The organism is Agathobaculum sp. LCP25S3_E8 (genome assembly GCF_052117165.1).
Taxonomy (GTDB): Bacteria; Bacillota; Clostridia; order Oscillospirales; family Butyricicoccaceae; genus Agathobaculum.
Genome location: NZ_JBQKJR010000006.1, coordinates 77,340 through 101,604 on the forward strand (window position 1 = coordinate 77,340; position 24,265 = coordinate 101,604).

25 protein-coding genes and 1 riboswitch are annotated in these 24,265 nt (G+C 53.8%); of the genes, 4 read left to right on the forward strand and 21 right to left on the reverse strand.

All coding sequences use genetic code 11. From position 1 onward, the window contains the following. The first annotated feature begins 94 nt into the window (after nt 1-94). Entirely contained in the window at nt 95-1,357 is a 1,263-nt protein-coding gene (locus tag ACTQ34_RS04065) for an HlyC/CorC family transporter (RefSeq protein ID WP_441362628.1), read from the forward strand. 91 nt (nt 1,358-1,448) lie between these two features. On the opposite strand, the gene ACTQ34_RS04070 is transcribed toward ACTQ34_RS04065, so the two are convergent. The 14 genes from ACTQ34_RS04070 to ACTQ34_RS04135 form a co-directional block, all read right to left on the reverse strand. Beyond that, nucleotides 1,449-2,303: a DNA/RNA non-specific endonuclease gene (locus ACTQ34_RS04070; protein WP_441362649.1), complete on the reverse strand. Its 855-nt coding sequence runs from the start codon at nt 2,301-2,303 to the stop codon at nt 1,449-1,451. Continuing rightward, nucleotides 2,300-2,725, reverse strand: coding sequence for a ribonuclease Z (locus ACTQ34_RS04075; RefSeq protein WP_441362629.1), 426 nt, complete (start codon nt 2,723-2,725; stop codon nt 2,300-2,302). The genes ACTQ34_RS04070 and ACTQ34_RS04075 overlap by 4 nt, the downstream gene beginning before the upstream one ends. Before the next feature lie 292 nt (nt 2,726-3,017). Next, on the reverse strand, nt 3,018-3,908 hold the full coding sequence (locus tag ACTQ34_RS04080) for a PHP domain-containing protein (protein WP_441362630.1): 891 nt from the start codon (nt 3,906-3,908) through the stop codon (nt 3,018-3,020). A 26-nt stretch (nt 3,909-3,934) separates the two neighbouring features. Next, a complete protein-coding gene (locus tag ACTQ34_RS04085; RefSeq protein WP_441362631.1) occupies nt 3,935-4,126 on the reverse strand; it encodes a DNA-binding protein in 192 nt (63 codons plus the stop codon). Nucleotides 4,127-4,175: 49 nt separating this feature from the next. Continuing rightward, nucleotides 4,176-4,982 (reverse strand): Cof-type HAD-IIB family hydrolase, encoded by an 807-nt coding sequence (locus ACTQ34_RS04090; protein ID WP_441362632.1) that lies wholly within the window; start codon nt 4,980-4,982, stop codon nt 4,176-4,178. After that, a complete protein-coding gene (locus tag ACTQ34_RS04095) occupies nt 4,979-5,800 on the reverse strand; it encodes a Cof-type HAD-IIB family hydrolase (protein WP_441362633.1) in 822 nt (273 codons plus the stop codon). The genes ACTQ34_RS04090 and ACTQ34_RS04095 overlap by 4 nt, the downstream gene beginning before the upstream one ends. Beyond that, nucleotides 5,797-6,081, reverse strand: a complete 285-nt coding sequence (locus ACTQ34_RS04100) for a hypothetical protein (RefSeq protein ID WP_441362634.1) — start codon at nt 6,079-6,081, stop codon at nt 5,797-5,799. The genes ACTQ34_RS04095 and ACTQ34_RS04100 overlap by 4 nt, the downstream gene beginning before the upstream one ends. A 28-nt stretch (nt 6,082-6,109) precedes the next feature. Next, nucleotides 6,110-6,931 (reverse strand): PTS system mannose/fructose/sorbose family transporter subunit IID, encoded by an 822-nt coding sequence (locus tag ACTQ34_RS04105; RefSeq protein ID WP_441362635.1) that lies wholly within the window; start codon nt 6,929-6,931, stop codon nt 6,110-6,112. Between the two features lie 2 nt (nt 6,932-6,933). Then, on the reverse strand, nt 6,934-7,794 hold the full coding sequence (locus ACTQ34_RS04110; protein ID WP_441362636.1) for a PTS mannose/fructose/sorbose/N-acetylgalactosamine transporter subunit IIC: 861 nt from the start codon (nt 7,792-7,794) through the stop codon (nt 6,934-6,936). 78 nt (nt 7,795-7,872) lie between these two features. Further along, complete coding sequence (locus ACTQ34_RS04115) at nt 7,873-8,370, reverse strand: PTS system mannose/fructose/N-acetylgalactosamine-transporter subunit IIB (RefSeq protein ID WP_441362637.1); 498 nt, start codon at nt 8,368-8,370, stop codon at nt 7,873-7,875. Nucleotides 8,371-8,406: 36 nt separating this feature from the next. After that, a complete protein-coding gene (locus ACTQ34_RS04120) occupies nt 8,407-8,832 on the reverse strand; it encodes a PTS sugar transporter subunit IIA (RefSeq protein WP_373165834.1) in 426 nt (141 codons plus the stop codon). 212 nt (nt 8,833-9,044) lie between these two features. Next, nucleotides 9,045-10,349, reverse strand: a complete 1,305-nt coding sequence (locus tag ACTQ34_RS04125) for an ABC transporter substrate-binding protein (RefSeq protein ID WP_441362638.1) — start codon at nt 10,347-10,349, stop codon at nt 9,045-9,047. Beyond that, nucleotides 10,346-11,023, reverse strand: a complete 678-nt coding sequence (locus ACTQ34_RS04130) for a response regulator transcription factor (RefSeq protein WP_441362639.1) — start codon at nt 11,021-11,023, stop codon at nt 10,346-10,348. Before ACTQ34_RS04130 ends, ACTQ34_RS04125 begins: the two co-directional genes overlap by 4 nt. Further along, nucleotides 11,020-12,354, reverse strand: a complete 1,335-nt coding sequence (locus ACTQ34_RS04135; protein WP_441362640.1) for a sensor histidine kinase — start codon at nt 12,352-12,354, stop codon at nt 11,020-11,022. The genes ACTQ34_RS04130 and ACTQ34_RS04135 overlap by 4 nt, the downstream gene beginning before the upstream one ends. Nucleotides 12,355-12,643: 289 nt before the next feature. Between ACTQ34_RS04135 and ACTQ34_RS04140 the strand changes: the two genes are divergently transcribed. Both ACTQ34_RS04140 and ACTQ34_RS04145 read left to right on the forward strand, forming a co-directional pair. Beyond that, nucleotides 12,644-13,591, forward strand: coding sequence for a sugar ABC transporter substrate-binding protein (locus ACTQ34_RS04140; protein WP_441362641.1), 948 nt, complete (start codon nt 12,644-12,646; stop codon nt 13,589-13,591). Nucleotides 13,592-13,742: 151 nt separating this feature from the next. Continuing rightward, nucleotides 13,743-13,854: riboswitch (FMN riboswitch) on the forward strand. Between the two features lie 141 nt (nt 13,855-13,995). Next, on the forward strand, nt 13,996-15,372 hold the full coding sequence (locus ACTQ34_RS04145) for an MATE family efflux transporter (protein WP_441362642.1): 1,377 nt from the start codon (nt 13,996-13,998) through the stop codon (nt 15,370-15,372). Between the two features lie 121 nt (nt 15,373-15,493). Here ACTQ34_RS04145 and groL read toward each other — a convergent pair whose 3' ends face one another. The 7 genes from groL to ACTQ34_RS04180 all read right to left on the reverse strand — a co-directional run bounded on the left by groL (nt 15,494) and on the right by ACTQ34_RS04180 (nt 23,361). Beyond that, nucleotides 15,494-17,116 carry a chaperonin GroEL gene (groL, locus tag ACTQ34_RS04150; RefSeq protein WP_441362643.1) on the reverse strand — a complete coding sequence of 541 codons (1,623 nt, stop codon included), beginning with the start codon at nt 17,114-17,116 and terminating at the stop codon, nt 15,494-15,496. Between the two features lie 74 nt (nt 17,117-17,190). Next, nucleotides 17,191-18,843 (reverse strand): BCCT family transporter, encoded by a 1,653-nt coding sequence (locus ACTQ34_RS04155; RefSeq protein WP_441362644.1) that lies wholly within the window; start codon nt 18,841-18,843, stop codon nt 17,191-17,193. A 68-nt stretch (nt 18,844-18,911) separates the two neighbouring features. Further along, nucleotides 18,912-19,325 (reverse strand): acyl-CoA thioesterase, encoded by a 414-nt coding sequence (locus tag ACTQ34_RS04160; protein ID WP_373165819.1) that lies wholly within the window; start codon nt 19,323-19,325, stop codon nt 18,912-18,914. Then, on the reverse strand, nt 19,322-19,618 hold the full coding sequence (locus tag ACTQ34_RS04165) for a 4Fe-4S dicluster domain-containing protein (RefSeq protein ID WP_441362645.1): 297 nt from the start codon (nt 19,616-19,618) through the stop codon (nt 19,322-19,324). Before ACTQ34_RS04165 ends, ACTQ34_RS04160 begins: the two co-directional genes overlap by 4 nt. Nucleotides 19,619-19,715: 97 nt before the next feature. Then, nucleotides 19,716-20,918 (reverse strand): CaiB/BaiF CoA transferase family protein, encoded by a 1,203-nt coding sequence (locus ACTQ34_RS04170; protein WP_441362646.1) that lies wholly within the window; start codon nt 20,916-20,918, stop codon nt 19,716-19,718. Nucleotides 20,919-20,953: 35 nt separating this feature from the next. Further along, entirely contained in the window at nt 20,954-22,132 is a 1,179-nt protein-coding gene (locus tag ACTQ34_RS04175; protein ID WP_441362647.1) for a CaiB/BaiF CoA transferase family protein, read from the reverse strand. Between the two features lie 50 nt (nt 22,133-22,182). Continuing rightward, complete coding sequence (locus tag ACTQ34_RS04180) at nt 22,183-23,361, reverse strand: acyl-CoA dehydrogenase family protein (protein WP_373165812.1); 1,179 nt, start codon at nt 23,359-23,361, stop codon at nt 22,183-22,185. 265 nt (nt 23,362-23,626) lie between these two features. On the opposite strand from ACTQ34_RS04180, the gene ACTQ34_RS04185 reads away from it, so the two are divergent. After that, the gene (locus ACTQ34_RS04185) at nt 23,627-24,070 is read left to right on the forward strand and encodes a MarR family winged helix-turn-helix transcriptional regulator (protein WP_441362648.1); all 444 of its coding nucleotides are present in this window, start codon (nt 23,627-23,629) and stop codon (nt 24,068-24,070) included. The last annotated feature ends 195 nt before the right edge of the window (nt 24,071-24,265 follow it).

Here is a 24,265-nt window from a genome sequence, read left to right on the forward strand (position 1 = left end):
CTGCGGGCCGATTACCGTTCCGACCGATTGAAGTTTTTTTGGAATAGCACCGATAGCGACTAGACTTAAAAAACACTTTCGAAAGGAACACATCATGAACACATCAGTAGGTATCATTATCATTATCGCCTGCCTTATTATGTCCGCGTTTTTCTCTTCTACAGAGACCGCTTTTTCCTCTCTCAACCGCATTCGCGTCAAAAGCCTTGCCGAAAAAGGCGACAAGCGGGCGGCTTTGGTGCTGCGGCTCTCCGACCAGTATGACAAATTGCTGTCCACCATTCTCATTGGCAACAACATTGTCAATATCGCATCCGCATCTGTCGCAACGGTATTGTTTATCCGTTGGGCAGGCGAGGAAACCGGACCTTCCCTTTCCACCATTGTCACAACCGTTGTTGTGCTGATTTTTGGCGAAATCTCCCCGAAAACCTTGGCAAAGGAATCGCCGGAGCTGTTTGCCCGCTTTTCCGCGCCGATCATTCAGGTTCTCATTTATATTCTCACGCCGATTAATTTCCTGTTTGTCCAGTGGAAAAAGCTGCTCTCCCGGGTTTTCAAAACCTCGGAGGATACCTCTATATCGGAAGAAGAGCTGCTGACCATGGTCGATGAAGCCGAAAGTGAAGGCGGCATCGACGAGCAGGAAGGCGATCTAATCCGCAGTGCAATTGAATTCAGCGATGTGGAAGTCGTGGAAATCTTCACCCCGCGCGTCAATATTGTTGGCATTTCAGAGAACACGGATAATCAAACCATTGCCAAACTGTTCAAGGAAACCGGCTTTTCTCGCTTGCCGGTTTATCGGGATTCCATTGATAATATCATCGGCATCATCCATGAGAAAGACTTCTATAATGAAGTGGCTCCTTCTAACCGCTCGATTGACGTGATTGTCAAGCCTCCGATTTTTGTAGCTAAAACCATGAAAATCGGTGAACTGCTCAAATTGCTGCAAAAAAACAAATCGCATATCGCGGTGGTCGCAGATGAATACGGCGGTACGCTGGGCATTGTAACGCTGGAGGATGTGCTGGAGGAACTGGTCGGTGAAATCTGGGACGAGCACGACCGTGTGGTTGAACAATGCTGGAAAACCGGCAACCATGAATATCTGGCGCGCGGTGCTGCCGATTTCGAGGATGTGCTGACCAACTTCGGTTATGAGGATGACGAGGCAGCGGATACTTATACCACGGTCAACGGCTGGATGATCGATCAGCTGGAACATATCCCCAAGCAGGGCGAAACGCTCACCTATAAAAATCTGGACTTTGTCGTGCAGGATGCCGATGACCGGCATGTCACGCTCATCAAAATTATCGAGCATGAACCTTGCGAAGAGCCAACCGCCTGACAGAAACATGCTCCACTCATACAGACCATAAAGTGAAAGCCGCTTCTCTGCAAACATGCAGAGAAGCGGCTTTTTCCGTCTCATCCCTTTGCTATTTTCCCAGACAGTTGCCGCAGAGCGAATACCCCTGCGCCAGCAAGTCCTCATAGTTTCCGGTATACAACTCCTTATTACTTTCCCCAATGCTCGCCACACTGGCGCAGTCCGGCAGATGGATTTTTTTCGAGGCAGTGTTGAGCACATATTCCTGTGCGTCGCCTGTATTGTCCGTCTGTGCGGTATCCGCTTCACGGCTTTCCCCGGTTGCGTAATCGATCTCCACACCGGGCTGCACATTATAGCAATATACGTTATAGCAGATGCCGTCCCCCTCGTCCTCTACAGACAGGGCCTCCATCTGCACGCCCGAGGCAACAAGATTATCTCCCTCAAAGATGGGTGTGACACGGTACAACACGTGGTTTCCGGTTTCCTTGATGTAATCCGCCACCAGGTTTTCAAACGGGAGCATGCCTTCTACATTTAAATATCGCGTACCGGTGATTAAATTCTCCTCATTTGCATTTTCCGCCGTCAGCTGATAGCCAATCAAATGGCAGCGGTTATACAGATATTTTCCGTCCACGAAATCATATTTCACCGTCTGCCAACCGGACGGCTTGACCTGCCCGATCGATCCGCGTTCCTCGGTCGGCATCAGGTCGGTGGAAATGCAGGCATACGCCGTGCCGCACCGTCCCAAAAAATCCAGCGGGGCATAGCTTTCAAAGGATTGTGGAACTCGGTCCTCCTCCGGAAAATCCGGTACATTGCCGTCGATCTCCACATACGGCTGACCGCTGTACGCCGGAACGTCCTCCAGTGAAACGGCCTGCTGCGGCTGCAGCAGGGCGCAGCCGGAGAGCAAAAGCTGCATGCACAGCAGCACCGGCATGATTCTCTTCATGATTGTTTGCATTTTTCGTATACTTCCTTTGTGATTTTTGCGTGCGAGGAACCGACAAATTCGTCCGTTTCCCGCAAGGTCCAGCCGTGGTCAAGCAGTGAACGGTCAAAATACCGGTCCGCCGGATAAACGCGGTTCCAGCAGAAAAGAATAATATCCTCTATCTTATCCACAAACGGCTCTATCTGCTGATCTTCGACAAAACAGTAGTCTCCCTCTCCTGCCAACACAAGGAAATGGTTGTCAACCCGCAGGCGGGCGCGCTCGCTGTCTGCAAACTGCCCAGCGGAATAATCATTCAGCCACAGCGTCCGCGCACCGCATAAGGACAGGATATGCCTGCGCAAAATACGATCCTGACTCTGCCGCCGATGATTGAACAGCATCCCGTCCTTGTCATCCAAACAGAGGATCACATGCATACCGATTCACCTCCACGCTGTATCCGCTCAAACGGTTTCCTCTTTTCAAGGCCCTATTATCATACCACAGATTTATCGATTTTGTCGATTGGAGCATATCTTCAAGCAGCCAATCCGCACAGAAACAAAGCGGGCCGCCCTCCTGACGGAGAGCGGCCCGCTGCCATTTTATCACCAGAAAGCTCACTCATACATTACAGCTTCGCCGCGCAGGATGCAAAAACCCCAGCCTGTACAGACCGGGGTTTTTGCTGTATCCGTATACAGAAATCAGCATGCCGGATACCTGTTTTCAGTGGGCGTTTTTGATTGCATCCAGCAAAGCTGCTGTTGCCTCGCTTTCGCATCCTTGCCAGTCGACTGCACCAATTCGAATATCCGGTTTGATTCTGCCATGAAAATCGCTGCCGCCGCTGAGCAACAACCCACTTGCTTTTGCTTTTTGCACGTAAGAGCATGCTTGCTGCATTGTATGATAGCTGCTGAAGGCTTCTAAGCCTTCCAGCGGTAATTGAAGCACCATATCCAGCACACTCTCCTGTGCAATGCTAACGCCCGGATGTGCCAATATTGCCACTCCACCGGCTTCATGAATCAGGTCAACCGCCTGTCCGGCCGTCATAAAATCGACCGGCACATGTGCAGGCTTGCCCAGCGCACACACCGACCAATAAAAGTTAACCAGCGGCCTATCTGCCAGTGCACCGCCCGGCAAAAGCGGGCGAATCAACGGATGCGTACGGTTTTCCGGCATTTGCAGTGCGGATTGCGCGATCGTTTCCGCACACACCATGCCATCTCCCGCCAACTCCAGCACCTGCTCCCGGTCAAACCCGATGCCCAGCGCCGCAACGGCATCCATGAGCCGCAGACCGGCCTCGGCTTGCAGCCCATGCACGGCCTGTACCGCATGGAGCAGCGCGGTATTGGCAATATCAATCCCATAGCCTAGCACATGCAAGTGAGTCCCCTCATGCATGCAATCCAGCTCCACGCCGGCAATGGCCTGCACGCCCAACTGCGCGCAGCGCCAAATGAATTCCGCCGTGCCAGCAATATCGTTATGATCGGTCAACGCCGCCAGCGTTACCCCCTCCTGACAGCACAACTCCGCCAGCCCGCGCGGCGAAACCTCGCCGTCCACGCTGACGGAGGAATGCATATGCAGATCGGTCTGCGCCATGGTTTCTCCTCCCGTTCCTGCATATTTTAAGCGGATATACTGCATTTGGACACAGCATATTCGAGTTCAGGCGGCAAAACCGCATCCTCCGGAATCAACCAGCGGCGGCTCAGCCGTACCACCCCACTGATGCGGGCTTTCTCACAACCGATTCGTACCTGCTGCGCACTCACACCCCATTTCACTGCGGCTTCCGGAATGGTGATATAGCTTTTCATGCAAAACGCTCCTCTCATACCAGACCCACAATTGCCTTGCGGCGGGTCCTCACGGAAAAATATGATATACCGCCTGTGCCACGCCGTCATGGTCGCAGTCCTGCGTGACATAGCGCGCCAGCTGCTTGAGCGCGGAATCGGCATTGCCCATCGCCACCGGCATACCGACCGCACGCAGCATGGCGGCATCGTTATCGCTGTCCCCGATGGCAACCATTTCTTCCGGGCGAACGCCAAGCATTTCACCCAGTCGAACCAGCGCTGTCCCTTTATCCACGCCCGCCGGCATGACCTCAAAATTATCGCTGCCCGAGCTGGTAATCGTAATTCCCGGCAGCGGACGAATGGTTTCCAGCGCCTTGTCCAAATCTGCGCGTTCGCCAATCGCATACACCTTGGTCACATCCAGCCCCCGCGCGCGAATTGCGCCCGCGATATCGTCCAGCACAACCTTATTGGCATGAAAACCTTCCACACGGTAATTCTGTACAAAATCGCGGTCGGAAAATGGGTTGATATAGATTTTATCGCCTACGTAAATCATCACGCGCACAGGCAAATCCTGCACAGCGGCAACCGCCTGCGCACCGATTTCGCACGGCATTGCCCAGCTTTCCAGAATGCGCTCGTCAGAAGCCGTCGCAATCGCCGCGCCCCCCGCCGTGACCATCCTATCCTCGCAAGCAATCTCGCGGGCAAACTCCGCCGCTTCTCCGACAATCCGCCCAGTAGACAGCACAACATAAATACCGCGCGCCTTGGCCCACGCCAGTGCCTTGCGGGTTTCAGGCGTAATCTCCTTTTGCGAATTGAGCAGTGTGCCATCCAAATCCAGCGCGAGCAACCGATATTTCATGCGTCTCTCTCCTTTATCCAGTGATAAACCGCCGCCGCCACGCCCGCGTGATCGTTATCCGGCGCAATCCAGTCGGCGGCCTGCCGTGCAGCGTCAGAGCCGTTGCCCATCGCCACGCCGACGCCTGCCGCGCACAACAGCGCGCAGTCGATGTCATGGTCGCCGATTGCCATAGCCTGTTCCGAGGCAATGCCCAGATGGCGGCATACGGTCAGCAGCGCTTCAGCTTTGCCGGCCTGCTGCGGCATAATCTCCAGATACTCATCCTTGGAGCGGAGCAACTCCGCTGCAATCGCTTGCTTTTGCAGAATCTGATAGAAGCTGTCAATGCGTGCGGCCTCACCCATGCACAGCAATTTGTGCGGCGCACCCGCAGCAAGCGTGTCCTCCAGCGTGACAACCGTCGGATGCAGTCCGGTGATGAGGCCTTCCCCCTCGCTCCACCGGTCCTCCCGCTCGACAAACCAATCGGTATCGCGATACAGGCTGAGCGAAACACCTTGCTGCTGCGCCAGTCGAATTACCGTCTGTACCGCATCCACAGGCAGTCTGCGGTCGAAAATCCGTTTTTCTCCCTCTGCAATCAATGCGCCGCCAAAACTTGCAATCGGTCCCGGCACGCCAAGCGCCTGCGCAATCGGCGCGATGGCCTGCGGCGGCCGCGCGGACAGCAGACAGATGCAAACGCCCTTTGCCGCTGCATACTGCACTGCCGCCCGATTTTCGGGCGGCAGCTGATGCGCAGTGTCGAGCAGGGTTCCATCAATGTCTAAACACAACAGACGAAGGGGAAGCGTAACGTCTTTGGTCTTGTTCATGCCTGCTCCACCGCCTTTAGGATATGTGCCACATTGCGGCGGCCGTTGCGAATGCCCAGTCCAAGGAGAGCGGCACAGGCCACACTGATACACGCCAGCACAACCCCGACCACGCCGCATGCCAGACGCAGTCCGGCTCCGCTCAGTCCCCACCAGGCCAGAACCGCAGCACAAGAGGAAAGGAGCATCGCATTCCTCAACCAGATGGACAGCCGCGCCAGCGCGTCCTTCTGCTGCTCCGCTTCCCGGAGCAGCGTTTTCTTACTCAGTTTGGTTTTCATCTGCGAAAACTCCTTTCCAATGCTGTTTTTAGTAGCTCAACTGCGGGTCAAAGAAGCCGAGCAGTACACCAATCAGCGCCACAGCAACCAGAATCAGCATAACAGTTGTCGGCGCCATTTTCTTTTTGCTCATCAGCCAGTAGCAGAACATGACGGCCGCGAGCGGAAGAAGTTTGGGGAAAATTGTGTCCAGCACACCGGTCTGCAAGGCGATATCGCCGGGCAGAACCAAAGGCGTGGTAATCGAAATCCAGGTTGCGGCAACCGCGCCGATAACAACCGTGCCGAGCATAATGACTGATTCACGGATGGCGTTGGCTTTTTCGCCGACAATCAGTTCTACTGCCTTGCCGCCCAGTTCATAGCCCTTATAGTACAGGAAACGCATGCCGAGCGTCAATACGATATTGTAAACCAGAATGTAGAAGATGGCGCCGAGCGGCGAACCGCCGGACGACATGCCCAGCGCAACGCCGAGCAGAATCGGGATGAGCGTACCGACAAGCAAGCTGTCACCGATACCGGCGACCGGACCCATCAGGCCGGCGCGGATACCGTTTATCATTTCGCCGTCAATCTCCTCGCCGTTGGCCTTGGCCTCTTCCAGGCCTGCGGTCATGCCGACGATTACCGTGCCAAGCTGCGGCTCGGTATTAAAGAATGCGGAATAGGTCTGGAGGGCTTCTTTCTGCTCCTCCTTGGTTTCATACAGTTCCTCCACCAGCGGGAGCATGGCGCACAGGTAGCCGAACGTCTGCATATGCTCCTGCGAGAAGCAGGTCAGATGGCCGTAGTACCAGTTGCGGAAGGATTTCGCAAGCGCCTTTTTGGAAAGCTTCTTTTCAGCCATGGTCAAATCTCCTCCTCGTCGTCGTCAAATTCGTCCGTGCCGGCGTCAGATGCGGCAGCAGGTACAGCCTTCTGCATGCTCAGCAGCTTGATGCGGTAGTTGATGACCGCGAAAAAGCCGCCGACAACCGATGCCGCAATCAGGTTCAGGCCCATGCAGGCCGCCAGCGTAAAGCCGAACAGGAACGTCAGCAAATCGACCGGCTTGGTTGCCACCTGCTTGAGCAGAATCGCAATACCGACTGCCGGGAGGAGTGAGCCGACCGTAAACAGCGTTTTCATGGCAATGCCGTCCATCGGCAGATAATCCTTCATCAGGTCAACCATGTTGACGCCGACCTTGGTGATGATAAATGTCGGAATAAACGAGCACAGGATGTGCGAAATCCACGGCAAACCCATATCAACCACATAGAGTTTTCTCAGATTGCCCTTTTCCAGCGCTCTCCAGCCCATGTGCTGCCAAACGAGGTTGACCGTCGCCGTACCGTAAAACAGAACCGTACCCAACGTACCAACAGCCGAACCGAGTGTGACCGCCATTGCCTGACCCTCTGCGGAAGCCGGGTTGAGACCCATGCCGTTTACCGCAACAATCGACAGAGGGATACCGATGTACGAAATGGCACGCACGTCAGCGGATACCGTACCACCGGGCGTAACCAGCGCGATGTAAACGACCTGAATCGCCGCGCCCAGATAGATACCGGTCTGCACGTCGCCCATAATCAGGCCGACGATCAGGCCCGCAACCAACGGACGGCCCAATGTATAGTTGCCAAACACCGTACCGCCAAGGCCGGGCATGGACGCCAAACAGGCGAGTAAGCCGAACAATGCCGCCTGCCATACCTGGATTTCCATAAAATCCTTCACCTAACCTTTCTGTATAGCCCCTTTTTGTTTTTTCTCAAACCCACAGCCGCGCTGCGGTGTTGATACTTATTTATAACCGAACTGACCGCGGAACTTTTTCCAGTTGCCGATGGCCGCTTCCTTAATCAGCGCGAACTCCACTTCGTAGCCCTTCTGCATAATGGCCTCCAGCGCATCCGCCTCTTCCTGCGTGATGGACTGGTTGTTGCCCAGCTTGACCGCACCCTCACGGTCATTGCACGGCCCGATGATAACGGTCTTGACCTCACCGGGGTCAAAGCCATCGTCGACAAGAATGGTTTTCATGGTCTGCGGGTCCTTGGTAATCAGGAAGTAACGGTCCTTGCTTGCCAGCACCTTGCCGCACTTGGCGCGCCACTCATCAAGCGACCAGACAAAGGTCTTTTTATCGCTGGCATTTTTGTATGCCGCTTTCAGCACCGGCGTTTTTGCCGCCTTATCGTTGACGGCAATCAGGCCGTCGCAGGGATATTCGAGCGCCCAACGGGTACAGGTCTGACCGTGAATCATGCGGTCATCTACACGGATAAATGAAATAGACATGAATTTTTCCTCCTTAACAAATGTTGCAATATGCCGTCAAATATCGTCCTCGTCGCCGCCGTCCAGGTCAAACGGCTTGAGCTGACCGCGGCCTTCCTCCATAATCTCTGCCGCAACCTGCGCGAGCGGTGCGTCCGCGTCCGCAAAGGCAGCGGTCAGCACGAGCGGCAGGTTCATGCCGCCGATGGCGGCCGTGTTCGCCAGCAGGCCCTTTTCCGTCAGGACCTCCATCGCAGTCGTCAGCGGCGAGCCGCCGATGATGTCCGCAAACAGCAGGATTTCGTCCTCCGCCGTGATATCCGCAACCAGTTCTGCAAACGCCTTCCGGTAGGTGTCCACATCCATGCCGTCCAGCAGGCTGGTCGAGCGAATGTCCTCGCGGCCCGCACCAGCCATCATGCCGACCGCATTGTGCAGCCCCGGCGCGAAGGTTCCGTGGCTGACCAAAATCAGATAACGCATGCTCATTTTCCCCTTTCTCGTTTGTTGAGACAATTTTACCAATTGCCCCACAATAATACATCTGTCCATTGTCACGAATGACAGATGACAGTTATCCTCTTTTACATGACAAATGTCATTTGCCTTGTAAAAAAGTGCAAAAAAGCCGTCCCCGGCTTTGACACTTTGCCAAAACCGGAGACGGCTATTCCATCCGTTCCCTCTTTGTTTATTTAATGCTGCAGATAGTCCTCCATCTCCCGCTGCACCCGCTGCAACTGAAGGGACAGATTGTGGTCATCCTCCATGGCCGTTGCCACCAGACTTTCCGCGAGCAAAAGCGCCTGATCATAGGCGCGGAAATGCGGCGCGGCAACCGCCTGCTCCATCGCGTCAGACAGGATTTCCAGCCCGAGCTGGCTCTCACCCGGCGTGTCCTGCCGCAGAATCTGCTGGGTCTGCGGCGACTGCGTCACGCGCCGCAGCGCGGATACGCTGTGCGAATCCGTATACAGCATACTCTGCGTTGCATCTGAACAGGTCATTTCTTTGAGAAACTCCCACGCCAGTGCCTGCTGCGAGGAGCGGCTGCTGATTGCCGCCAGCACGGTGCTCAGCTCCGACCGCCCCGTGCCGGACGGCCCGCCCGGCATCTGGATACAGTCCCACTCGAAATCCGAATACCACTTGATACGCCACGGATAGGGCTGATACGTGCGGTAATCCGAAAACAAAAACGGCCGAAACGCGACATGCCCCTCATCAAAGCTGCGCGCCGTGATGTCGCAGTCCACATATAATTCCTCCAGCCGCTGCGCAAACCGCACCGCCTCTACTGATGCCGGCTGTGCAATCAGGCATCTGCTCCCGTTCTCATCAAACAGCGCCGCGCCGTTCGACGCCAACGCATCCCGCCAGGTATAGCCGTAGCTGCCGAACTGGTCAATCGTGCCGTCGCCGTCCGTGTCGCGCGTCACCTGCGCGCAAATCTCGTAAAAATCATCCCACGTCCAGTCATTGTCCGGCACCGGAATATTTTCCGCTTCCAGCAGCGTTTTATTGACAAACATCAGCGTCGGCACACATTCATACGGCAGCGCATACTGCACACCGCCTGCCGCGCCGCTTTCGAGCGCTGCGTCATAGAAATCCGCCGCAGAAACCGCAGAATCGTTTGCCAGCAGGTTATCCAGCGGCTGCAAAGCGCCCTGCTCCGCCAGCATACCAAAATCCTCCGGCAGTACCATGAACACATCCGGCTCCCGACCAAGCAGATATTGGTCAGTCAACCATTCGGAATAATCTCGCTTTAAAATACCGCTTGTATACTCCACGCGCACATTGGGATGCGCCTGCTCAAACCGCGCAATTGCAGCGTCAATCACAGCATAGCAGTTGCCGGTCGGCGCATCCCAATAGCTGCCGGCAATCACGCCGACCGTGAGCACGGTTTCCCGCGACGCACCAAAGGCCGTCCCTGCCAGCGCCGCAGCCGCCAGCAGCACACCGGCTGTCAGCCGTTTCCACATCTGTCTCATGGCTTATCCCCATAAGGATCGGCCGCCACGCCGGTCTGTACCGCCCAGATCGCAAGCTGCGTGCGGTCACGCAAATCGAGTTTGCTCAGCACACTGCTCAAATAGTTGCGCACCGTGCCTTCCGACAGGCAAAGCGCCGCCGCAATCTCCTTGTTGGATTTGCCGCAGCCTACCTCGCGGATGACCCGCCATTCGTTTTCCTGCAAAGCCGCAGTCTGCTGCTTATCCACCGGAATCTGCATGCTGCCGCGTGCCATGCGCGCAAACATATCCAGCGCCTTGGACGCCACGCCAGGCATGATGATCGATCCGCCGCGCACTACCTCGCGCACCGCATTTGCCAGTTCGCTGACCGAAACGCCCTTGAGCAGATAACCGGACGCACCATAGCGCAGCGCACCAAATACGTACTCATCATCATCAAATGTCGTCAGGATAATCACCTTAATTTGCGGATAGGCAGCTTTAATTAGCCGCGTGCATTCCACACCGTCCACCTCGGGCATACGAATATCCATGAGCACCACATCCGGCTTTTCCTTGCGCACCAGCTCAATCGCCTCGCGTCCGTTGGATGCGGTACCAACCATGGCGATATCCGCCTGCGCATCCAGCACAAAGCTCAGGCTCTGACGAATCAACTCCTGATCGTCTGCAATCAATACGCGGATCATATTTCATCCCCCCATCGAAGCGGTATGGAAGCCTCTATCCGGAACCCGTTCTCTCCGTTCACGCGCAGACTGCCGCCAAGCAGACGCAGCCGCTCCCGCATGTGACGCAGCCCAAAGCCTTGTTCGATTTTGGCGCAGCCGATGCCATTATCCTGCACCACAATCGTCATGCATCGTTCCTGACAGGATAGAGACACGTCAATTTCGGTCGCATGCCCATGCCGGATGGCATTGGTCACGCTTTCCTGTACAATCCGGTAGACCGCATCCTCCTCGTCCTGCGAAAGGCGCATATCTGCCGGCTGCGTACTCAGCCGAATATCCGCATGTGAAGTCTGCTGCATCTCGCTGCACAACTTGTCGAGCGCCTCGGACAGGCGAAACCGCTCGAGCGCATCCGGCCTGAGCGCACTGACCGATCGGCGCACTTCATTCATGCCCGCACGGGCGGTTTTCGCAATGAGCTCCATCTGCTTGCGCGCCATGTCCGGCGAAATATCCATCATTTCAATGCAGGCGTCCGCACCAGCGGTGATGCCGGTCAGCGCGTGGCCGAGCGTATCGTGAATCTCGCGCGCCAGACGGTTGCGTTCCCGGGTCTCCGCCATGCGCTCGCTTTCCGCCGCATATTCCTTGAGCTGGCCGTTGAGGATGGACAGCTTATCGTTTGCCCGCGCCAGTTCGCCGTTGAGGCGACGGATGGCGGCATTTTCTTCCGTCCGCCTGCCAACCAGAATCACCATGTATCCAATAAACAAGATCAGATTGAGCGCGCTGAGCAAACCGATGGCCGTCTGCATGAGCTGCCGCGGCTGTCCCTCGTAATAGGCGAGATATGCAGAGACAGAGACCATGCCCAAGCCGGATTGCAAAACGTCCAGACTGGTCAGCAGATAGAGCGAGGTCATCGCGCCGAGGAACAGCATACGCCCCCGCCCATGCAGACTGTCCACCAGATTGACCACGGCGAGCAGCAACAATCCGTTATAGTCCAGATGCAGCGCCAAAAGCACGAGCAAGGCAACTCCCGGTTCCAACCAAAACACCATTCGGCCGTTTCCCAGCCTGCCGCGCCGATATGCAAAGTCGACCACGACAAACGCAAGTAAACTAAGCGCCGCAAAGGACACACTCCACGGAGCAGCCGGCAAAATGCTCAGCCCCTGCAAAAAGCTCACACCCTCGGCCCGCTGCACCGCACGCAGCGGCGTCAGCACAAAAACCGTACCGAGAAAAGCGCAGAGCGCCAGATTGATAAGCAACATCCCCTGCCGCAGCAGGGTCAGACTCTCATCTGTCTGCATCTCGCGATTGGCCGGTCCATCCGACATGCCAGCAGCCCCCTTTTCCCCGTTATGCCTTGTCTTTCTCCTGCAGCAGACAGCCGTTTTTTCTTTTCTGCTGTACTGCGTCGCAGAACGGGTTTCCTATGTATAAATTATAATATATATCCTGCACAAGGTCAAACAACATATCAGCGCATGCATAAAAACAGCAGGCAGCAAATCATATGTGCAGAACCCCTCCGGGAAAGAATCGTCATCCTGTTCAGAACCGGCAAAAAATCGTTTTCATGATTCCCCTAATATGATATGATAAAACAAGTAAGGGGGGCTGGCGATGAAATGGAGACGACTGTTTCTTGCTGTGTGCGGCATCGTGCTGACGGCATGGCTGTGCCTGACGCTGGGCGCATGGAAAGAACAGCAGGAAACACCGCTGCGGATCGGCGCGACCTATATGACAATGAACAACCCGTTTTACAGCGTCATTGACGAGGAGCTGCGGTTGATGATCGAAAGCCGCGGCGATATTCTGCTCACGCGCGACCCTGCACTCGATCAGGATAAACAAAATGACCAGATTCACGAACTGCTTGCAGGTGGAATTGATCTTCTTGTGATTAACCCGGTGGATTTTCAGCAGATTCGTCCTGCACTGGAGGAAGCGCGGGATGCAGACGTTCCGGTTGTGATTGTGGATTCACAGGTGAGTGACCCTTCGCTGGTTGCCTGCACGATCGCTTCGGACAATTACGGCGCGGGTGTATTATGCGCCGAACATCTGATGCGCACCCGTGATTCCGCACGCATCGCCCTACTGGAGCACCCGACCGCTCAGTCGGCGGTCGACCGCATTCAAGGATTTTGCGACACCATCGCCGCGCATCCACAGTATCAGATCGCTGGCCGCGCGAGCAGTGACGGTCAGCTGGAGCTTGCCATGCCGGCGCTGGACGGCCTGCTGGATGCCGACCCGACGATTGATGTGGTGATGGCGCTCAACGATCCGACAGCGTTAGGGGCGATGGCTGCGCTGGAGGAGCGGCATTTACTGGATCGCACGCTGGTTTACGGCGTAGACGGCGCTCCCGAAGCTAAAAATATGATTTTCGAAGGTGTGATGACAGCAACAGTCGCCCAGTCTCCCATTCAAATCGGGCAGACGACAGCGCAGGTCATATACCAGATTCTGTCCGACCAAGCCTACGAAAGCGAAATCATTGTGCCGGTCGAGTTGATTACAGCGGAAAACGTGGAACAGTTCGGCTCAGACGGTTGGCAATGAGAAGGGGTACAGGCAGTACAGCCCCAACCGGTATCTTCGCCGACCGGCCGAACGTTCGTTCATGATGCACAATATTTCTGCACAAAGATTGGTTTTTGGCCGGTTGACAGGGCAGGATTTTCTGCTATAATGGCTTTATAAAATGGTATATTCCTTTCTTCGGAAACGAGAGTATTCTCTACTGGCGGTCAAAGCCCGCGAGCGCAAGCTAACCCGGTGCAATCCCGGGGCCAACAGTCAGGTCTGGATGGGAGAAGAAAGCCGCCGGCATCACCGGCAGCTTCTCGTGCACGATGAAAGAACACGAAGCAGCCGGTATTGCATCCGTTGGATAGCAATCAACGGCTGCTTTACGATTTATCCGGCTTATTCGGTGGCAAGGAACCAAAAAGGAGGCCGTCATCATGGATAAACCGGTACAAAACGCAAACCCGCTGGAAACAGAGCCGATCTCCGCGCTGTTAGTGCGATATTCTATTCCCACAGCACTGACACTCATGGTCAACTATCTTTACAACATCGTTGATCAGATTTTTGTCGGGCAAGGCGTTGGCATCACCGGCATGACAGCTACCAACGTCGCGTTTCCGCTTATGATTCTGGTAAACGCAATTTCGCTGCTGCTGGGGGATGGGGCCGCGGCCAATATCAGTCTGTGCCTGGGCCGCAAGCAGCAGCAAACGGCAGATGCAACCATGTCGCACGCACTGACTTTAATTATCGGCAGCGGCATTCTTTGCGCGCTGGTGTTTGGCATCTTCGCCCCGCAGCTGGTGGTTCTGTGCGGCGTCACGGAAACCGCTTATACGCAGGCAGTCTCCTATCTGCGGGCGATCGCATGGGGCGTGCCGTTCCAGCTGATGTGCCCTGCGTTCACCGCCATCATCCGCGCGGACGGTGCCCCTCAGTACACCATGAAGTGTATGATTGTGGGCGCCGTTATCAACTTGATTCTGGATCCTATTTTCATTTTCCCACTACAAATGGGTGTCGTAGGAGCCGGTATTGCCACAGCGGTGGGACAGACAGCCGCCGGCTGTATGTGCCTCTTTTATCTGCGCCATATGCGTACCGTCCGCATTCGCAAATCCGCTCTGCGCCCCACGCCTGCATTGACCGGACGTATCGTGGCGTTAGGCTTTCCAAGCCTGCTGACGCAGACGATGATGGCACTGGTACAAATCACCATGAACAACCTGATGCGTCAGTACGGTGCATGGAGCGCCTTTGGCAGCGACATTGCCCTTTCGGTTTACGGCATGATGATGAAAGTATACCAAATCGCCCACTCGATGTTTGTGGGTGTCTCCTCCGCCGTACAGCCCATCAACGGCTTTAACTTCGGCGCCAAACACTACACGCGGGTACATCAGACATATCTGCTGGCCAGTCGGATTGCGCTCATCATTTCCGCTGTATGCTTTCTGGTCTTCATGGTACTCCCCCGGCAAATCGGTATGCTCTTTGTCTCGGATAATCCCCTGTATCTGGATTGCGCCGCCCACATTTTCCGGATTTATATGATGACCTTTTTCCTCTACGGTCTGCATATGACCACAGCATCCTTTTTTCAGAGCATCGACAAACCTGTACACTCGCTGATGATTCCTCTGGTACGGCAAGGGGTGTTTCTCATTCCGCTGGCGCTGCTGCTCTCCCGCAGTTTTGGTCTGGATGGTGCTTTATATGCCGTTCCCATTACAGATACGCTGGTTTTTTTGCTCAGCATTGCATTGGCGCTTACGGAGTTTCGTTCCTGGCGTAAAAGCGGATGGCTGTAAGCCACAGTATGAAAAAAACCTCCTGTCGCAGCATTGCTGCAACAGGAGGTTTCTTTTTACTCGTCAGAAAGACTTGCGCTTATCTGCATACTCAAGGTGAATAACGTGCTTTTATCCTCTATCAATGCGTGCTCTTGCGTCGGCTCGCGCCACCGGTGCGCAGCCATTCCTCATCAACCGGATCGATCACATTCACTTCGGTGGTCAGGAAAGTGCTCGCCATGGAAACCGCGTTTTGCAGCGCCAGACGCACCACTTTGGTCGAATCCATAATACCGGCTTCAATCATGTTGACATAAGTATGCGTGCAGACATCCATTCCCATTCCGGGCTCCAGCCGTCGAATCTCTGTCACAACGGAATCGCCGTCTCCGCCGGCATTTTCCACAATCTGAGCAGCCGGCTTGGTCAACGCAGTGCAGATGATCTGCGCGCCGACCTTTTCGTCCCCCGTGAGCTGCGCCGCATATGCCTCAACCTGTGTGCAGGCATCGCAGTAGGCCACGCCGCCGCCGACCACAACGCCTTCCTCCAGCGCAGCGCGGGTGACATTCAGCGCGTCTTCCACGCGATGCTTTTTCTCCTTCAGCTCCAGCTCGGTCGCTGCGCCAACATGGATCAGGCCCACGCCGCCTGCCAGCTTGCCCAAACGCTCACGAGCGCGATCCACCGCGAACTCATCCTTCGCCTGTGCCAGCATGCGCCGGAGCATCTCGATTCGGCTGTCAATTTCGTCACGATTGCCCGCGCCCCCGACGATCAGCGTGCTGTCCTTTCGAATGATGACTTTATCCGCCCGACCAAGCATGTCCATTGTGGCATGGCTCAAATCATAGCCGGTTTCCTCGCGGATGACAACCGCGCCCGAAATCAGCGCAATATCGTCTACCAACGCCTTTTTCCGCTCGCCAAAGCCCGGCGCGCGCACCGCAGCTACATCGATTGCGCCCTTGAGCTTATTGATAATGAGCGCCTTGAGCGCCTCGCCCGTGACATCCTCCGCCACAATGACCAGCGGGCGATGCTGCTGCGCAACCTGATCCAAAATCGGCAGAACTTCTTGCAGTTCGGTGATCTTTTTATCAGTAAACAGGAGATACGCATTCTCGAATACGGTTTCCATCTTCTCCTGATCACTCACCATGTAAGGCGACAGATACCCCTTGTCAAACCGCGTACCGCGAACGATCTCGCAGGAGGTTTCCATCGTGCTGGATTCGTCCACCGTGATCACGCCATCCGCGCCGAGCTGCTCCATAATATCTGCAATCATGCTTCCAATCTGTTCGTCGTCAGCAGAAACACCCGCAATGTGCGCAATATCATCCCGCGTGGCCAGCTTGTACGAATGCTCCTCCAGATACCGTACTACCTCGTCGACCGCGCCTTGCATGCCCCGACGAAGCTGTATGGGATTGGCACCCGCCGCAAGGTTGTGAACCCCTTCGCGAATAATCGCCTGTGTCAGCAGCATCGCGGTAGTCGATCCATCGCCAGCCGCTTCATTGGTGCGGAGTGCGACATGCTTGATCATCTGTGCACCCAGATCTTCCGCAATGTCAGTCAATTGCATATCATTGATAACGCTTGCGCCATCATTTGTAATGAACGGCACTCCGGAAGAACTGTCCACCAAAACATTTCTGCCCAGTGGTCCCAGTGTGATCTTAACTGCATCTACAACTTGATCTACGCCATCTTGAAGCATTTGTCTTGCTTCCTCGCCAAAAAACAAATCTCTCATATGTGTTTCTCCTGACTCCAGAGCAGACAGGCATGCACATGGCACGCCTGTCTGTCCCAGCTGATTGTAATAAATTAGGACTCTTCGACCGTCTCCTGCACGAGAATGTGCTCCTGCACGGGGATCTGTTCCTCCGCAGCTTCGCTATCGCCGGACAGTTCCTCCTGTCTCTGCTCTGCTTCGTGCAGGGCAATGATCTCGGCATGCAGACCAATGCGATCATCGTGCCGTAACCATTTTAACAGACCAACCATGGTTCCTACAAGTATAATTAGGAAAGGCGCCGAAATAATAATGGCAATATTTTTGATCGCCGTGAAATCCGCGCCAACCAGAATGATCGACATGGGGATCACTGCCAGCAGAACACAGAAGAACAACCGAAGCGCCATCTTGGGGGTACCCCGTTTTGTAACTGTTTCTGCCAGCGCCAGTGATGCCGAGTCCATGGACGGCGCCACAAAGCCGACAATAAGCACCAGAATGAGGAACGGCAGAAGCGTTTTGCCCAAAGGCAGCACTTCCAGAATGCTGTAAATCGCCGCGTCTCCGATGCCGCTGTTGACCAGGCCAACCACATCCACAGTTTCCTGCAGATGGGTGAAAATCGAGAAGCTACCATTGATACCGAAAATTCCAATACCGCCGGCCGTCATAACAAAGATTGTGTAGAGCGCAATCTCGCGGATTGTGCGACCCTTGGAAACCTTTGCAATGAAAATGCCCATCATTGCCACATAGTTCAGATAGAACGCAACAAAGTAGATGGTCCAGCTTTCCGCAAAACCGGTGTTATTGATGGGGTCGGTGAAAAGCGCCATGCGCGGCAGCTTTTCAAGCATATGACCGAGCGAGTTAACGATATTTTTGAAAATGAAAGTCGTCGGCCCCATGAACAGTACATACAGGAGGAATACCACACAAACCACGGATGCAATATTGCTGATTGTCTGCATGCCGCGCTTTGTGCCAAGGAACGAGGTGATACTATAAACGATTGCAATGAATACAATAACGCCAATCTGAACCACCGGGGTTGCCTCCCAGCCAAACAGCTGCTTGAGACCGCCGGTTGCCAGCGGGACAGCCAAGCCCAAAGAGGAGCTCAGCGCGCCCAGAATACCAAAAATAACAAGGAAGTCGATGATTTTGCCAATGACCGTTTTGCCCTTGACCTTCTCACCCAGCATAGCGCAGCACACCGCGCTGGTTTGGAACGAGGGCAGTTTCCGTACATAAACGCCATAAGCAATGGCAACGCCCATCACCGTATACATTGCCTGATTGACAATACCCCAGTGATAGAACTGATAACCGAGAGAGGATTCCAGCGCTTCCACGCTGAACGCCTCCATCCCCAGTCCGGGCGACTGATAATAATACGCCCATTCTGTGAACGACCAGTACAGCGCAGCCGAAGCGAGCGATGCCAACAACATCATCGAAAAATAGCTGAAGTTGGAATATTCGGGTTTGCAGTTGCCCAAACGTACCTTGCCATACTTTCCAAATAGCAAATACAAACCGACAAGGAATGCGACAACTGCGATAAGTTCAAAGAACGGCCCCAGCACCGAAATCATCAGATTGAAGAATGAGGAAATGACATTGAGAGTAGACTCCGGATTGAAGATCATGAAGATAATGAAAGCAGCCAGTATTGCCACACTCACAACAATCAAACCGACTTCCACATCCGCATTTTTCTTGTTTTGTTTATTATCCATGGTATTGCTCGCCTCCCCATAGCGTGTTATCTTTCGTGAAAATCGTCGCCTACAGCGCTTTGATGCGGTCAGTTGGTCAACAGAGCACGCATCAGATCGGTAATCGGGCGACTGGTTCGGTTTTCCACATCATAACCAACGTATACGGATTCTGCCCAAAGGAGCAAGTCATCTTCCCCCTGCCGGTATATTTCAAACTGCATGGTGAAGCTTTTCCTGCCGATCTTAATCTTGCTGATACCAACTTCGAGCATATCCCCTTCGTACGCGCTGGCAACAAATTCATAGGTGGATTTTTTGTGACATACTTCTGAACCATGTTTTTCCGCCAGTTCCCGGTAGGAATATCCCTTGGATCGAAGGAACTCCTCGAAAGCCAGATCGGTGTATGCCACGTAATTCCCATTGTATACAATGCCCTGTCTGTCTACTTCGCCAAAGCGGACACGGATCGGGCAAAAAAAGATACAATCCCGTCTCATTTCGATTCTCCTTGCTTCTGTCTGTATTCCCGGGTTCTGTTCAAGCGCTTTTGCGCTGCCCGCTGCGCTGCCGCGGCGTTAATCGAACGCTTACGCACTCTGTGAAGCAGCGCGCCCGGCGCACAGACATCCACGCAGTAGCCGCAGTTGATGCATGTTAAAAATGCTTTGCCAACCGCACGGGGATACCCTTCCTCATCCATCTCGATGACACGCATGGGGCAGATATCAATGCAGGCAGAACATTTCACACATTGTTGCTTATCCGGAGAAATCAGTTCAACAGCTTTCACAAACATATCCCTTTCAAAAAAATCCACCCAATGCACCGTTTCCTTCTTGACAGGTTACGAGCATCAGGTGGATCATTCATCTGATTTACAGCAATTATCAAACCGCTTGCGCAACAGCACCGCTTGCTATCAGGCTGTCGATCTTCTCGCTGCTGTATCCCAGCTCACTGAGGATTTCCCTGCTGTTCGCACCCGGGAATCCGGCCGCAGAAGCATTGCAATCAACCGGAGTCTTGCTGAATAGGATAGGCGTATTGGTTACAGTGCACTCCCCTACGCCTTCTTGGGTGACCTGAGTGATAACATTGAGCTGTCTGGTCTGCGGATCGTTGTCAAACTCTTGCAGCGACTGCACCGCCGCTGCGGGAACTCCGCTTCTGTGCAGCTTTTCTTCCATCTCATATCGACCCATTGTGCTTGTCGCTTTTTCAAGCTCCGCAATCAGTGCATCCCGGTTGGCCACACGCTGCTCGTTATTGATAAAGCGAGGATCCGCTGCAAGTGCATCCAGCCCCAACGTGCTGCACAAAGTCTGCCATGCGTCCTCGTCTGTCACCGCGATTACGATATTTCCATCCTTCGCAGCAAATTCTCCATAAGGAGCATACCACGCATGGTGATTGCCGGTTCTTTCAGAAAACTTGCCGGTCAGTGAGTGTTCCAACACAGATGCTTCGCACATGTAGAACGCACAGTCCAACATGGCAATATCTACGCGAAGCCCTTTTCCCGTCCTTTGCTTATACAGCAGTGCCATCGATAAACCGCGCAGCAACTGTAGTCCGGCCCATGTATCGCACATGGAGAATCCGGGTTTTATCGGCGCATCGCCTGCCTGACCGCTCTGTGCGACAAGGCCACTTCGTGCGGCCGCAATAATGTCCATGCATGGCAGGTGGGAAAGCGGCCCATATGTGCCAAAACCGGAAATCGAACCATAAATCAGGCCGGGATTGACCTCTATCATTTTATCATAGCCGATTCCAAGCTTTTCGAGGGTTCCTGCTTTAAAGTTCTCTATGACAACATCTACTTGAGAGACAAGATCCAGTACAACGCGCTTGCCTTCCTCCGAACGCATATCAATTGCGATTCCCTTTTTCCCACGGTTATATTGGCAGAAGTACAAGCTGATGTCATTGACATAGGGTCCATACTCACGCGATATATCACCGGCGCCGGGACGCTCTATTTTGATCACTTCCGCACCCATGTCTGCCAGCATCATTCCACAGAACGGAGCGGAAAGCACCTGTGAAAAATCGAGCACCTTGATTCCTTTGAGAGGTCCGTTCTTCATTTGTCACTCTCCTTCAGTATTCGTTGCGCCGCCACTCAAATTACACCCTGCTCATGCAAGGCAGCCTGTGCAGACAAATCCAATCCGAGCGCTGCGTAAAGTTCCTTGTTCTGCTCTCCCACAGTAGGTGCTGCGCGCAGGTCATCCTCCTCCTGCCCGGCGAACTTGACCGGCTTGCCCGGCATCTCAACCGCGCCCAGCTCGGCATCATTGACCGAAACAATCATGTTGCGCACCCTAAGCTGTGGCTGCTGCAATGCTTCCTTGGTGGTGCTGCACATCGTACCCGGAATCAGTGTTTCATCACAAATATCCGCAATTTCCTGCATCGTGTAATTAGAGAACAAATCTTCCAGTTTGACACGCAGGTCGCCGAAATAATGGTAGCCACGCACCAAATTGGAGCAGTATAATTCATCTACCTTCCATTCAGGACGCCCGAATGCATCGCAGAATTTCGCCCATTGCGCATCGGAAGAAATGCCCATGGCCACATAACCATCCTTGCATTTGAGGATGTCATATGGATTTATCAGCGGATGTGCATTGCCGGTACGCATCGGATCTTCGTGTTCTGCGCCATAAGTAATCACCTTATCCTCCGAAATCGCAATCGCGGAACCACAAAGCGTTGTTTCCACGATCTGCCCCTCGCCCGTGCTTTTCGCATGATAAAGGGCAATACATACAGCCGAGGAAAGGAAGCTGGCTGCATATCGTTCGGAGATTGAAAAGCCGATACGGGTCGGCGGGTTTTCCGGAAATCCGGTGAAGTGCATCACACCGCTTTTTGCCTGCGCAAGCAGATCATACTGCGGCAAATCTGTCTTTTCTCCGGTCGAACCGTATGCGGAAATACGTCCATATACGAGAGATGGCTTGATAGCTGACAGCACATCATATCCTAAGCCCAGTTCGTCCATCCAATTGGGTGGGAAATTTTCCAAAACGACATCTGCCTGTGCCACCAGCTTTTTGAAAATCTCTTTTCCCTCAGGATGTGTCAGATCCAGCGTGATACTTTTTTTGCCACGATCGCGGAAGGCATGATGAACACTGGCGCCATTTTTTAATGGCGCCAGTGCCCGCAGCGGATCACCGGTATTCGGAGATTCCACCTTGATAACTTCCGCTCCGTAATCAGCCAGTTCCATCCCGCAGTAACCGGAAAGTGTCATCAAATCGAGCACTTTTATTCCTTCTAAAGGAAACATAGCAACCTCCTATTACTGTGAGAAGAAAGCCTCACGGTTAGATGATTCAATTACTCCTCGTAAGCCCAGCCAGTGTACAGCTCGATGCCGCGCTTCTTGATCTGACCGCCGATAACGTTGCGCTGAATCTCGGAAGTGCCTTCCCAGATACGGTCAACGCGCTGGTCACGCCACAGACGCTCGATAGCGTTCTCTCTCATGTAGCCGCGGCCGCCCAGAATCTGAACGCCCTTGTCGGTTACGCGGTTGACCATCTCGGAGCACCACAGCTTGATAGCGGATGCACGAGCGTGCTTGAGCTTGCGATCCATATCGCCGGAAATCTCCCAGCATACACGATACAGCAGACTCTTTGCAGCCATGATATCCATGGTCATGTCAACCAGCATATGCTCGATTACCTGGTAGTCACGGATGACGTGGCCGCCCTGTACGCGGGTAGCTGCCCAGTCGTTTGCTTCCTTCAGTACGCGCTGTGCACCGCCGACGCAGCGAGCGGCAATGCCCAAGCGAGCCTCTACGAACCAGTCCTTGGTCATGTTGAAGCCTTCGCCGATGCCCTTGAGGATCTTGGATTCGTCAACTACAACATCCTCGAACAGGAATTCCGGATGCTTGAACGCAAAGTGGTGGGTGTATTCCGGCGTGCGCTTGATGCTGACGCCCGGAGCATCCTTTTCAACAAAGAATACGGTTGCCTTATTCGGGTCACCGTCCAGATGGGTATGTACCAGCAGGAAGTCTGCGATATCACCAACGGTTACGTACCACTTTTCACCATTGATCTTATAACCGCCGTCGCACTTGACTGCGGTGGTCTGGCACTGAGTCGGGTCAGAGCCGGCGTCCGCCTCGGTGATTGCATACGCATCACGGCGCTTGCACTGGCAGGTCGGAATCAGATACTCTTCGATTTGCTCCTGCGTACCGAACTTCATCGGGAAGGAAGGCTGCGGAACTGCATCCCAGATAGCGCCCGTCGCCATACCGAGCTGCTCGCTGATCAGTGCCTGCTCAAACAGGGTATAACCAGTGCCGCCGTGCTCCTTGGAATGGTTGGTTGCGTTGAAGCCCCACTCCATAACCTGAGAAGTGATATACTTATGTGTCTCGGGGGAAATACCGTTGTTTTGTTCACACTCCAACTCATACGGGAACAGTACCTGCTCGGTGAACTCTCTTGCTTTTTCCTGCAACGCGCGATGCTCTTTGCTCAGTGTAAAATCCATTCTAATGCTCCCTTTCTCTTTGTTCGATATTTGATTGTCCTTACCCAGTCAATCCGATTTCAGCTTGTCTGATATCGGATGATTTAATTATATAACTTAACCCAAAAAAATCAAGTGGTTTTACCGCTATTTATTTATTTTGTATACTTGACTAGAAAACCCACCTCGTTTTTGTTCTGTATGCTTATGGTATTGACTGGAATATCATAATTAGCGTATAATAAATAAAGGGATCTATTAAACAATATTAAGGTGTGAAACTGTGATGGAGCGTTGGGAAAACGATTTATTTGAACGATATTACAAAAGTTGGAGAGGAATAGATGCCGCCTACGATCAGATAGCGACTTCCTGCGGCGTGACCTCTAACATCATGAATATTCTGACCCTGCTGTACAAGCATCGTACACCCATGACACAAAACGAATTGAGCCGGGAGCTGCATTTGTCCCGTCAAACGGTTACCAGTGTGGTGGATAGTCTGGAGCAGCGCGGTCTGGTCAGCCGCAGCATTGCGGAAAACGATCGCCGCAGTCGTGTAATCACTTTGACCGAAGAAGGACGTGCCTCCGGACGCCGCATCGGCAGAACGATGCGAAATGTGGAGTTGTCCGCATTCAAAAAGCTGTCAAGTGAAGAACAAAATGCGCTGGTGGATATCATGGAAAAGCTATGGCATAGCATGGAACAGACTCTGGCGGACACATGAGCAATTTAAACTTCCGATTCCAGTTGCTTTTGACTGCAAATTAGACAAAAGAAGGCGTTGCAGAATGCATTATTCTGCAACGCTCAGTCTGTCGAAAAAGTCCAGCAAAAGCTGGGCTTTTTCGTTTGAGCGCGGTAAAATAGGAATAGGTGGTGAGAGCAATGCTGGAACGAGGAAAAATGGATCGGGATGTAG

Excerpts from the sequence above, each read along its gene's own strand:
- ACTQ34_RS04065 (WP_441362628.1), top strand. The coding sequence starts at position 95 with ATGAACACATCAGTAGGTATCATTATCATTATCGCCTGCCTTATTATG.
- ACTQ34_RS04070 (WP_441362649.1), bottom strand. The coding sequence starts at position 2,303 with ATGAAGAGAATCATGCCGGTGCTGCTGTGCATGCAGCTTTTGCTCTCC.
- ACTQ34_RS04075 (WP_441362629.1), bottom strand. The coding sequence starts at position 2,725 with ATGCATGTGATCCTCTGTTTGGATGACAAGGACGGGATGCTGTTCAAT.
- ACTQ34_RS04080 (WP_441362630.1), bottom strand. The coding sequence starts at position 3,908 with ATGGCGCAGACCGATCTGCATATGCATTCCTCCGTCAGCGTGGACGGC.
- ACTQ34_RS04085 (WP_441362631.1), bottom strand. The coding sequence starts at position 4,126 with ATGAAAAGCTATATCACCATTCCGGAAGCCGCAGTGAAATGGGGTGTG.
- ACTQ34_RS04090 (WP_441362632.1), bottom strand. The coding sequence starts at position 4,982 with ATGAAATATCGGTTGCTCGCGCTGGATTTGGATGGCACACTGCTCAAT.
- ACTQ34_RS04095 (WP_441362633.1), bottom strand. The coding sequence starts at position 5,800 with ATGAACAAGACCAAAGACGTTACGCTTCCCCTTCGTCTGTTGTGTTTA.
- ACTQ34_RS04100 (WP_441362634.1), bottom strand. The coding sequence starts at position 6,081 with ATGAAAACCAAACTGAGTAAGAAAACGCTGCTCCGGGAAGCGGAGCAG.
- ACTQ34_RS04105 (WP_441362635.1), bottom strand. The coding sequence starts at position 6,931 with ATGGCTGAAAAGAAGCTTTCCAAAAAGGCGCTTGCGAAATCCTTCCGC.
- ACTQ34_RS04110 (WP_441362636.1), bottom strand. The coding sequence starts at position 7,794 with ATGGAAATCCAGGTATGGCAGGCGGCATTGTTCGGCTTACTCGCCTGT.
- ACTQ34_RS04115 (WP_441362637.1), bottom strand. The coding sequence starts at position 8,370 with ATGTCTATTTCATTTATCCGTGTAGATGACCGCATGATTCACGGTCAG.
- ACTQ34_RS04120 (WP_373165834.1), bottom strand. The coding sequence starts at position 8,832 with ATGCGTTATCTGATTTTGGTCAGCCACGGAACCTTCGCGCCGGGGCTG.
- ACTQ34_RS04125 (WP_441362638.1), bottom strand. The coding sequence starts at position 10,349 with ATGAGACAGATGTGGAAACGGCTGACAGCCGGTGTGCTGCTGGCGGCT.
- ACTQ34_RS04130 (WP_441362639.1), bottom strand. The coding sequence starts at position 11,023 with ATGATCCGCGTATTGATTGCAGACGATCAGGAGTTGATTCGTCAGAGC.
- ACTQ34_RS04135 (WP_441362640.1), bottom strand. The coding sequence starts at position 12,354 with ATGTCGGATGGACCGGCCAATCGCGAGATGCAGACAGATGAGAGTCTG.
- ACTQ34_RS04140 (WP_441362641.1), top strand. The coding sequence starts at position 12,644 with ATGAAATGGAGACGACTGTTTCTTGCTGTGTGCGGCATCGTGCTGACG.
- ACTQ34_RS04145 (WP_441362642.1), top strand. The coding sequence starts at position 13,996 with ATGGATAAACCGGTACAAAACGCAAACCCGCTGGAAACAGAGCCGATC.
- groL (WP_441362643.1), bottom strand. The coding sequence starts at position 17,116 with ATGAGAGATTTGTTTTTTGGCGAGGAAGCAAGACAAATGCTTCAAGAT.
- ACTQ34_RS04155 (WP_441362644.1), bottom strand. The coding sequence starts at position 18,843 with ATGGATAATAAACAAAACAAGAAAAATGCGGATGTGGAAGTCGGTTTG.
- ACTQ34_RS04160 (WP_373165819.1), bottom strand. The coding sequence starts at position 19,325 with ATGAGACGGGATTGTATCTTTTTTTGCCCGATCCGTGTCCGCTTTGGC.
- ACTQ34_RS04170 (WP_441362646.1), bottom strand. The coding sequence starts at position 20,918 with ATGAAGAACGGACCTCTCAAAGGAATCAAGGTGCTCGATTTTTCACAG.
- ACTQ34_RS04175 (WP_441362647.1), bottom strand. The coding sequence starts at position 22,132 with ATGTTTCCTTTAGAAGGAATAAAAGTGCTCGATTTGATGACACTTTCC.
- ACTQ34_RS04180 (WP_373165812.1), bottom strand. The coding sequence starts at position 23,361 with ATGGATTTTACACTGAGCAAAGAGCATCGCGCGTTGCAGGAAAAAGCA.
- ACTQ34_RS04185 (WP_441362648.1), top strand. The coding sequence starts at position 23,627 with ATGGAGCGTTGGGAAAACGATTTATTTGAACGATATTACAAAAGTTGG.